The organism is Streptococcus mitis (assembly GCF_047460035.1).
GTDB classification, from domain to species: domain Bacteria; phylum Bacillota; class Bacilli; order Lactobacillales; family Streptococcaceae; genus Streptococcus; species Streptococcus mitis_DW.
This window is the reverse complement of record NZ_JASHHB010000007.1, coordinates 128,807-139,309: the sequence shown is the minus strand read 5'-3', so window position 1 is coordinate 139,309 and position 10,503 is coordinate 128,807. Positions and strand designations below refer to the sequence as shown.

Sequence of the window (10,503 nt, the reverse complement as noted above, 5' to 3'; positions counted from 1 at the left end):
TGTTCGGTGGTGTGTTGTCTTTCCATGTGAAGGTTGTTCCACTTGGTAATCCTTCTACATTACCAATGCTGTCTTTGGCTTTTGGTTCTGATCCGTTATCTACCGTTTGCTCTTTGGCTTCTGGTGTGTTCTTCGTACTCATTGAAGAAATAGTAATTTTCGCAATTTTTTCTTTTACGTTTCCTGCATTATCTTCTGCTCGAATTGTTAATGAGAACTCTTTTGACTGTGTTCCTGTTGGTAGTTTTTCTACTCCTTCTTTTCCTGCTTTGAATTTAATAGAATTTGTAGTTTTATCATATTCTAAGTAATCAGGTAACCCTGTAACACTAACTGATTTTATTCCACTACCATTCGCATTATCTTCTGCTCTTACTTCCATATTTGGTAAAGTTTTGTCTAAGGCAGTCATTTCCCAGTTTGTATTTTCACCTGGTGCTGAGATAGTTGGTTTCGTTACGTCTTTTACTTTTATCGGAATCTTAACTTCGTTTACTGTTCCATCTTTAAACGTAACTGTCGCAGTAATGTTTTGACTTCCATAATTTACTGTGTTTATTTTTGGTGCTGTTACTGTTGAAATTTTGTCAGTTCCATTAACGTTCCCTACTTTTGAAGTTGCCGACACTACTGTTTTTAATCTATCATTAGATACCTGATCATTTTGATTAACTTCGATTTCAGTTGCTGCAAGATTATATTCATCGCTTAACTTACGAACACTTACAGTTACATTCACGGTATCTTTTGAAGTATCTGGATAAGTGACTTCTACTACCCCAGATTTGTCGCCAGGAGTTGATGTATCTGGTTTTGTTTTCCAAGCATATGTTGTTCCTGCTGGTAATCCTGTTTTATTAACACTTGCTTCTGCGCTTGGTTCCTCTTTATAGCTAACTGTTTGTGTTTGTGAATTTGCAGTTGCTGTGTATTTGAAAGTTTGCGGTTTCCACACAAAACGAACACGTCCTGGTACTCCATTATCATTCGCATGACCTACATGTTCATAATTCGTATTACCACTTGGATCTTCTGCATATACATAACGGGTAATAGATTTTTCACTTGTGTAAGGTTGATTATTAATATTTCCACTTACTGTAATCGTAGCAGGTTGAGTGTTTGTTGCAGTTGTTTCTGATTTAATACTATTTGTTCTTAGATATAAACCATCTGAGCTTCCTCCACCTAAATAACTAGTATCTTCTTGTCCTAATCCTTGTCTATTATCTGCTGCGAAGGCTAAATATGCATTCGAGATTTTCCCAGAATTATCTTTTACTTTAATAGTAATATTATTTTCTTCATGTGAATAGACATATATTTCTTGTTTACTAGTATCACTATAAGGAATTTCTACTGTAGGTTTGATTTTATCTTTTGAATCTACTAATTGCGTACCTGATATTTGATGACTAAATCCAGAGATAGGATCTGTAACAGTCGCCGTTCCATTTGTTGAAACCTCAACAGTTTTACCTTTATTTGCTGCTTGGACTTTATCTTTTACCTCTTTAATTTCTGCTGGTTTTAAATTTGTCACCTTTGTAACAAGTGTGATAGCTGGTACTACTGGTGTAAAATCTTTATATGTAACCAGTTTTGGATCACTAGGTTGAGAAATATTACCAGCCTCATCAATTGCTTTAGCTATAATGTTTCCGGCTGGTAAATCTAGAGTTGGTTCGATTGTTACCTTCCCTCGCTCATCAGTAGTTTTTTCTCCAATCTTTCGATTTTTAGAATCGAAGATTTCTACTTTTGCTTTAGGTTCTGAACTAATAACAATCGGCATTCTAGTTCCAGCTTTTTCTAATAATGGGGTTTCTATAATCGGTTTTGATGGTGCTGTATTATCTAAAATAACATTACCATCTAATCTAGCTTCACCTTTTTGTATTGATCCTTTTCCTTGGTGATTGTATGTAATGTTACCGTTATTAGCAACTGTTACTTCGGCCTTATTAATACCAGGATTAGCTTTTTCATAAGCAGCTTTAACTCTTTCCTTGTCTTCTGGAGTTAAATTATTTACATTTTTAACTGGAATTTTTTCAAACCTATTTGATAATACATATTCATTTACTTCATTAGAAGATCGGATTCCTGAGCTTACTGTTATATCTTTATTTTCTGCTAAAACTTGAATTCTATCTAAAACTTCAAATCTATTTCCGGCAGGCAACCCTAACGTTATACTTCCATTTGAATTTTGTGTGATACTTACATTTGCTGCATTTTCAAGAGTTCTATAACGACCATTCGCTTCTTTTTCAAGTTTAACTTTTTTACCTTGAACAGTTGCAGTAATAATATCCGTTCTACCATTTGGAGTTAAGGTTACGCTAGTTGCACCGTGTGAAGTTTGTTGAACATTAATATCATTTGGCCTTGGTACAGTTGCTTGTTTTACAACACTCGGATCTGTAATATTGTTTCTGTTATCTATGGCTTTCGCGGTTACATTCCCATTTGGAATTGGGCGTGTTGGATTAATAGTTACACGTCCGTTTAAATCAGCTGTTCCTTGACCTAATTCTGCTCCTCCATGGTCATATAATCTTACCGTTGAGCCAGGATCAGCAGAAACAGTTATCGGAGTATTAATATCTGCCTTATCTGTTAATGACGTCTCAATAACCGGTCTTTTTTGAATTGTATAGGAAGAAGCTACTTTATCAATTGATTTATCAGGATAAGTTACTGTAACATTCCCTCTTTCATCTACTGAATACGTCGCACTATCTAAATATGCTCTGTATGCCGCATCTGTATAAGTTACATTATTTTTTTCTTAATTGCTGCTATAATTTTATCTTTTTCGTATTGACTTACATTATTCGGATTTTCTACTGTAATCTTTTCGTCTATAGATATATCATATTTTTTTGCTAATGAAAGAACAGTAATATCCAATTTAACTGATTTAGTTACTGAAGGGTTATCTCTACTAATTTTCCCAGCTTTTGCTTTACCAATCACAGCATACACAAATCCACTAGTCCCTTCTGGTTGATCTAAACCAATTGTTCCCTTGGTATATGCGGTCATTTGATTTGTCTTATCTGTACCAGCTGAGGTTCTAAATTGTCCTGTATGATTTAGCCATTTTACTGAATATGGATCACTTGGTATCCAGAATTTCTCAACAGCATTGGACGCTGCTTGAATTGTAACATCAACATAATCACCTCTATAGGCAATTATATTAGTCTTATTTATTAAAATTTGTGTATTTGTAGGTTGAGACGGTTTCTCATGTCTTGCAGGTCCCTCACCAGTTTTTATGCGAGTCACATTTACTGATACACTTTTTTCTGACTCTTGACCTCCTACTGTCGCTGTAGCTTTAATTGCTCCTTCTGGTAAACTGTTTCTAGGATGAACAACTGCAATTCCTTGTGCATTTGCAACTGCTTCACCGATTAAGATATCATTGCTATCATACAGTTTAACAGTTGAACCTGCTGGTGCATTTACCGTTACATCGGAAACACTGCTAGCTTTACCATTAAGATTATTTTGAATACTTGGGACTGGTGTTGTTGAACTTCTATCGGCACCTGTTACTCTAAACCCACTCTCACCATTCCCATTAATCGGTTGTCCATTTCGTGGATCACGTTTACCAGAATGAGCTCTTGTCATGCGATTGGCTACTTTATTTCGAAGACGTGTGACTTCTTTAAGGAGCGACTCTACCTCGCCCTCCCTGTTACTATCCTCAGAACGTTTTTCAGCTGTTTTAACTAATTCTTTCTCAGCATCGCTGAACTCATAATTTATTTGATTAGCTAAACTGTGAATTTCATTTACAGTTTCTGTTACTTTTGTTATTTTTTCTTTGCTTAAATCTGATTTCTCTTCTTTTTGAGGCTCAGTTTTTTCTCTAGACTCTGAGGCTTTTTCTTTTTCAGGTTTATCCTCTAATTTTTCAAAAGATTCTTTAAGAGCTTTCTCTTCTTTATCTACCTCTTCTTGACTTACTGTCGGACTTTCCATCAGTTGTTGTGCGCGCGACAAAGAAAGATTCAATTTCTCTACTGAATCTATAGTTTTTTTGCTTAAGTCTATATTCTTAATTTTTTCTATTAATTCGATTAAAGATTGTTTATTAACCTCTGTTTTAGCTACATCCTCTTTTTTATCGAGCTCATCAGATTTTTTTGATAATGGAGAAGTGACTCCCAAATTAATCTCATTATCTTCCTGCTTAATTACTTCCTCTTTAGGTGTTTTACCTTTATCCCTATCATCTCCATCTTCTGCCGAGTTCATTGATGTAACAACTGAAGATGCCACTTCATCTGCTCTGACAACTTGTGTTTGTTGCAATCCTATTGCACCAGTTGCTAAAAAAAGAGTACAGCCAAAAAGAAAATGCTTCCCTTTTTTTACCATTCTCCAATTCTTTTGATTTATTCCTTTACGATTAAATAACATAACAGAAACCCCTTAATAAAGCATTAATTAATACAGTTCATTATATCAAATTATTCAAAATTACTCTACCCTTTTCTTCCATATTTTATTTTAATTGATTGAATTTAGAGTGGTAAACTGCAACTTCTAAAATATTGCTAGAAATTTATTTGAATTTCCCAATCAGTTTATTCATATTTTACTTCATTCCACTATAATTCTGTAGAGGTTCTAGTATTGATACCGAAGCAGAGTCACAAAGTATTAATTAAATATATTTTTAAGTATAACTTAACATTACTCAAACCCACTATGAATACATTAAATTTATAAAATGTAAACTAGGTCCCCACTCCCAAATCTCTCCTCTAAAGAAACACCTTTTTACGTATACCGCTTAGCATAATTCTTGAAAAATTCTATACTATTTATCGATTTAATACTTTATGAAATATTCAGAACCTAGATTGTCAAATTAAGTTAGATTTTTCATGTAACTCAGAAAAACTTGGTATGGTATTTGATAATTCAAAGACTTTCTAGGAATTCTATTTCTTTTATCAGCTTAGCTGATAAATAATTTTGAGAAATATTAGTAAAATCCATTTGTTTCGGTAGTCTATTTCGTCTTAATAAGCCATTAGAATGTTCATTGAGACCTCGTTGACTAGGACATCCTAGATACGCAATGAAAATATCAATGTCATGTGCTAAGACAAGTGTCACAACGTTATTCAGAATATAGCCTGATAGAGTAACCAACAGATGTACTTTGAATCCTCAGAACCAAAGGTACTTAGAGGAATTGTAACCAATGTCGCCTAGTTCATGGAAAATACATGCTCAATGATTACGAATAGGTTGACAAAGTGATAATGGAAAACTATCGATGATGACAATGCTATTTTGAGAAAGTTGAGTATTCATGGCTTGCCGAATGATTTAAACTAACCAAATCAGCTGTCTTAACCGTCGATTAAATCGACTTCTTTCAGGGAGACACCCACAGGGAAAGAGTTGGCATATCCGATAGAAATGACGTTGTGATTTAATGCCTAGTTCAGTCTGTAAAATAAGCAAAACTAATAGAGACTGATCTGAAACCTTAGACAAGCTGATATTGTTACGATGTTTGTAAGATTCGGGACATTGTTCACTATATAGCTGAAGACAAATTTTGATAATTATTTCAAAGTCCATTGCAAGTGATGAGATTTACCTGTATATTGTAAGTCGCTCATTGGGGCTAATCTCCTGTTTGTTTCGACACTTACAGTTTAGTACTTTTGAGCTTTTTATTGTATTTTGAAAGTAAATAGCACCACGAGTACAATTTATTAAAATCAATTATTGGCTTGTTGTTATGGCATTCAAATTAACAACTCGGGGTTTGGGGATTCCCCAAAATTCAAATAAGCCCAAAAGTTAGATTTTTTCTGTCTAACTTTTAGGGTGCAGTTCAATTTAACCGCGTTTCCTTATTTTAAAATCCTCATATGTCTTTCTTTTTTATGAGTAGCATCGTAGTATTCCAGCATCGCATGATACAAACGAGCCTTCGTTTTATCTTGTTGTTTAATTCCATGAAGAAATAATTCTGCTCGCTTTAATTTCAGTATGTATTCGCATATCTGATCAAAATCCTTGTCCATATTACTTTTGAAAATAAACATCTTTTTCCTCCATCACATCAACTATTTTTTGCATCAAAATAGACATATCCATTTTATTCTCATAGCTTATTCTCCCAACTACAGTTGCAAGACGGGCTATAGAATTGATATTCTTTCCGACTTGTTCCAACTCTTCTGTTAAAGGAACTAAACTTTCAGAGGTTATCAGAAGGTTATCACAAAGCTATTCGAGCTTAAAAATCGACAAAAAAGAGTTTGGGACAAAAAGATTTTTATTTCAGGAATTCTTTATTATAAGTTTTAAAAATCGATAGATTAGACAAAAAAAGCGAACAAGACAAAATTCTGAGTGTCAGATACCTCGTTTTGTTCGCTTTTTATATTTAAGGTTAGACTTTTGTCCCAGACTCTTTGAAATATTGATATAATCGTATTGATTAACGTTTTGAGGCAACTGACCTCGTCAGGTTGCAGCCACATTTGTAAGCGACTAAAGTCACCACAACTGTGTCAATTGCACCAATTTATCAAGAAAGTACAAAAAAGAACACCCCGAAAGGTGCTCTTTGTAAGTATAGTAATTCTTTCGAATTAACGTTTACTAAATTGTGATGCTTTACGAGCTTTCTTAAGACCTGGTTTTTTCTACATCATGATATTTATGGTAAATTATCACTAAAATCAAGTAATTTTAAGAGATAAATCCTCAATCTTTACATATATAACCCTTTTAAAAATTGAGAGGTTATCAAAGGGTTATCACTTTTAGTTTTCGGAGCTTATGTAGTTGAGAAACAACGATTTATTTTTCTTCGTTTTTCTTCGTTTTTCTTCGTTTCGTTACTTGTTGTAAAATGATGTATAATAAAAATCACATTCCCATACAAACAATTGAATTGCAAAACTATAAAGCAAATAAATTTTATGAATTTAAAAGTAAGCTTACTTTTAAATTCACTAATTAGTAACTATGTTTTCTTCGTTTTTCTTCTTTTTTATTTCATTTCTAATTTATAGTATTGACTGCGATCTTTCGTACTTGTCCCATACCATGTTAAAATGCCTTTTGTTTTCAATAATTTGGACGAGTAAGAAACACTCCTACCTAAGAACTCTGCTACTTTTTTAGTTGTCATAGGTTCTGCTGTATTGTACATATACTGTATCAATAGTTTTTCATCAACACTTAAATCACTATAATCTCTAAGTTTACTTTCCAAAGAATCACGCGTTCTCAATGTTCTACTTGTAATACTGTTTTCTAATGTTAAAACTACTTTGTTACCTGGTTCAGAGTAACACGGTTCATGGAGAAAAGCAGATTCCATTTCAGAATAGATTCGTTTTACTCCCTCATTCATTTCTCGGACCCATCCAAATTCAGTTAAGGTACGAGCTATACGCGGATTTCTAGAAAAACGTTCATGTCTTATATTCTCAACAGTTACAATATTCGGTAGTTTTCCTTGGCTATGAATCTCTAAACGATTATCAAACATCAATACCCTGATATGATCTCCGTATACTGAATAATTCCTGTGGGTTACTGCATTTACAATTCCTTCAAACCAGGCAAATTCAGGATATTCTGGAAGTATCTGAAATCTACCATCACTATCTAGATACTGAAACTCTCGTAGCTGGGTTCGAATAAAATCTCTAACTTTAACAATTAATTTAGGCAATGCATCATCAAACGTTACTTCCTTAATAACATTAAATTCACTTCCTGTACCTACATCTACCCCATAATTTACTCACTATTGTAATGTCCCTTCTGCAATATCTAACATTATTAACACCAAATTAAACCACATCAAAACTTCCATGCTTCTTCATGTGAGATTCACCAATTCTTAAAATGATATTAGTCAGTAAAAAACAAACAATATTTATACCGATGAGCAAATAAAAATTTAAACTATAAAATTTATTGAAAAGAAGCATATCTCGTAAATAAATAATAGTATAGCTAACTGGAAATAAACTTCCAATAAATTTTACCAATTTTGGAGAAATAGATAAAGGGACTTTAGCACCGCTAAACGTATCTTGTGAGCCTTCTAATAATACATAAACTATAGTAGCATCTCTCATAACAATGCAAATACTACTCAAAAAGCTAGTCCAAATCCATGATGAAGTAATTAAAATAATGGTTGCTAATAAAATATGAAAGTTCGATTTTAATGAAAAATCTATATAAGCAAAATTACCAATTACAAAAATAACCATAAAAAACCATGACTGACTAAAAATCGATGAAAATGTCCGGGCGTAAAGCCATAGAATTTTTTTCAGTGGAGCAATAAAAATCTGACTTAGAGTCCCCTGATAACGTTCTCCCCCCAGTCTCCAAGCACTCTGAAAAGCATTAGAAAAAATAATATAGGTACAGTATCCTATAAAAATAAAATAAAATAGCTGCTCCTCATTACTTAAGTCCAAAATTTTTAAATCTGAAATCGGAAATGCTCCTATATTATAATAAACCTGGAGTAGCGAAAAAATTGGCCATAATATCATTGAAAAAAAATAAAAAATATTGGTACTATCATTGAAGAGGGTTCTTCTCATTTCACTCCTAAATATGTTAAAAAAACAAAGCAACTCATCTCCTCTCTAAATGCAGAACTACATCTTCTAGTGAAGGCTCCGTGTGTTTTATTTCAATAATATCTATATTACTTTCGTATATAGTCTTTATTACACTTTGAACTTTATATTTTAGTAACGAAAATTTTATCAATGTAAGATTTTCTTCTTTCCTATACTCTAATTCTGGAAATAAATCTCTCAACCGTTTAATCTCCATTGAATTCCATTGAAATTGAGGTGCAAGTGTAATATGTATCTCTGGGGCTAATTCTAATTTGTCAAAAACTTCGTCTTTAGTACCAGAAATGATGATTTTACCTTTCTTTAAAAAATAGATATAATCACAGAGTTCTTCTGCCTCAGCCATATAATGTGTAGTTAATAAAATACCCGTATTCCGCTTAATCGCTATTTCCTTTAATTTTTTACGTAATTCATGAGCGACACTCACGTCTAAACCAAGAGTTGGTTCATCTAGGAATAAATACTCTGGATCATTTATTAAACCCTTTGCAATCTGTAAACGCTGTTTCATTCCCTTTGAGTATTTTTCTACAGGAATATCTTTACTGTTCCATAATCCTAATTCTATCAACAGTTTTTCTATTTTAGGTAATGCTTCCCTCTTTGAAATTCCGTACAAGGATGCAAAATATATCAAATTTTCAACTGCAGTCAATCTCCAGTATAAATTTTTCTCTCCCCCACTAATAATATTAATTTTTTTCCTTGTATTTTTTAAGTTTTCATTGATATCTACTCCATCAATTAAAATTATACCCGTATCATTCGTTAAAAGTGTTGTCAGCATTTTTATAAGTGTCGTTTTACCAGCACCATTTTCTCCCAGTACTCCAATAATTTTTCCTTTTGGTAAAGATAAGTTTACATTTACTATAGCTTTTTTTATTTGCTTTTCATACTGAAATAAGCCTGTTCTTTTTTTAAAAGTATAATTTTTTGATATATTAATTGCTTTTAACATAATTATCTCCTAAACTCAATATGAAATATAACTTACTATCTTTTGTTCAATTTTTTTATACACCAAAAGCCCTACAATAAAATATACTACCGAAATTAAAATACCTTGTAAAAAATCAAAATTATATATATTAAAATGAGAAGTATTAAAAAATAAGTTTCTAATAGCATCAAGCGAATGAGATAAAGGAATCATTTTACTAATTTTTTGCAAAAAACTAGGTAGCAATTCTTTTGGAAAGGTAATCCCTGAGACTAAAAAAATAATTAAAAACAATGTATTTTGGGTTATGAAAGTATCACGAAACCATAACATGATATTTGATAAAAGCGTTCCCATTGAGAAAGAAATCAACGATACATATAAAAAACAAATAATTAAATTTAATAATGAAATACTTTGCAAATTGGCACCTAAAAAAAACGCTATTGAATACGAAGAAAGAAATTCAAGAAAAGTCCTTCCTAATTGTTCAAAAAAGATTCCAAAATAGTACTTCACTATACTATACGGTGACACTAACGTGCTTTCTAAAGTACCTTCTCTAACTTCTGTTATTAATGCTCGACCTACATTCATTAAAATAGCTATTGATACATTATAAAAAATTAACCCAATTGCAGCATAACTAAAGTAATCTCTATACTCTATTACGTTATTTACCTGTATTTTATTATCAAATAAAAAATTAGACACTAACCAGAGTCCTAGAAGTTTAAATCCAATATCTAAAATACGATTAAAAAATAAAGTTATAGGAAAATATCTTACATACATTTGCCAATTTCTTCTTATAATAGCAGTCAGCATATTCACTCCTTATATTTTTACCAAAACTATAATTTTAATTATAGTACACTAAAA

General features: G+C 32.2%; 6 protein-coding genes and 3 pseudogenes. All 9 read right to left on the bottom strand.

The annotated features are described in order from the left end of the window. Nucleotides 1–2,185: Rib/alpha-like domain-containing protein (locus QM956_RS07535; protein WP_414302382.1), on the bottom strand; the 2,185-nt coding region annotated here is incomplete at its 3' end. 480 nt (nucleotides 2,186–2,665) lie between these two features. Beyond that, a pseudogene (locus QM956_RS10555) lies at nucleotides 2,666–2,722 on the bottom strand (MiiA motif-containing surface protein); the annotation flags it as partial. Nucleotides 2,723–2,778: 56 nt separating this feature from the next. Next, nucleotides 2,779–4,443 (bottom strand): hypothetical protein, encoded by a 1,665-nt coding sequence (locus tag QM956_RS07530; protein WP_247953344.1) that lies wholly within the window; start codon nucleotides 4,441–4,443, stop codon nucleotides 2,779–2,781. A gap of 454 nt (nucleotides 4,444–4,897) precedes the next feature. After that, nucleotides 4,898–5,663 (bottom strand): annotated as a pseudogene (locus tag QM956_RS07525) (transposase). 237 nt (nucleotides 5,664–5,900) lie between these two features. Then, on the bottom strand, nucleotides 5,901–6,095 hold the full coding sequence (locus tag QM956_RS07520; protein WP_049543111.1) for a hypothetical protein: 195 nt from the start codon (nucleotides 6,093–6,095) through the stop codon (nucleotides 5,901–5,903). Nucleotides 6,096–7,051: 956 nt separating this feature from the next. After that, nucleotides 7,052–7,804, bottom strand: a pseudogene (locus tag QM956_RS07515) (ATP-binding protein); the annotation flags it as partial. A 58-nt stretch (nucleotides 7,805–7,862) separates the two neighbouring features. Further along, nucleotides 7,863–8,633: a hypothetical protein gene (locus QM956_RS07510; protein WP_414302381.1), complete on the bottom strand. Its 771-nt coding sequence runs from the start codon at nucleotides 8,631–8,633 to the stop codon at nucleotides 7,863–7,865. Between the two features lie 34 nt (nucleotides 8,634–8,667). After that, nucleotides 8,668–9,639, bottom strand: coding sequence for an ABC transporter ATP-binding protein (locus QM956_RS07505; RefSeq protein WP_261009432.1), 972 nt, complete (start codon nucleotides 9,637–9,639; stop codon nucleotides 8,668–8,670). A gap of 15 nt (nucleotides 9,640–9,654) precedes the next feature. Beyond that, the gene (locus tag QM956_RS07500) at nucleotides 9,655–10,449 is read right to left on the bottom strand and encodes an ABC transporter permease (RefSeq protein WP_173875786.1); all 795 of its coding nucleotides are present in this window, start codon (nucleotides 10,447–10,449) and stop codon (nucleotides 9,655–9,657) included. Between the last annotated feature and the right edge of the window lie 54 nt (nucleotides 10,450–10,503).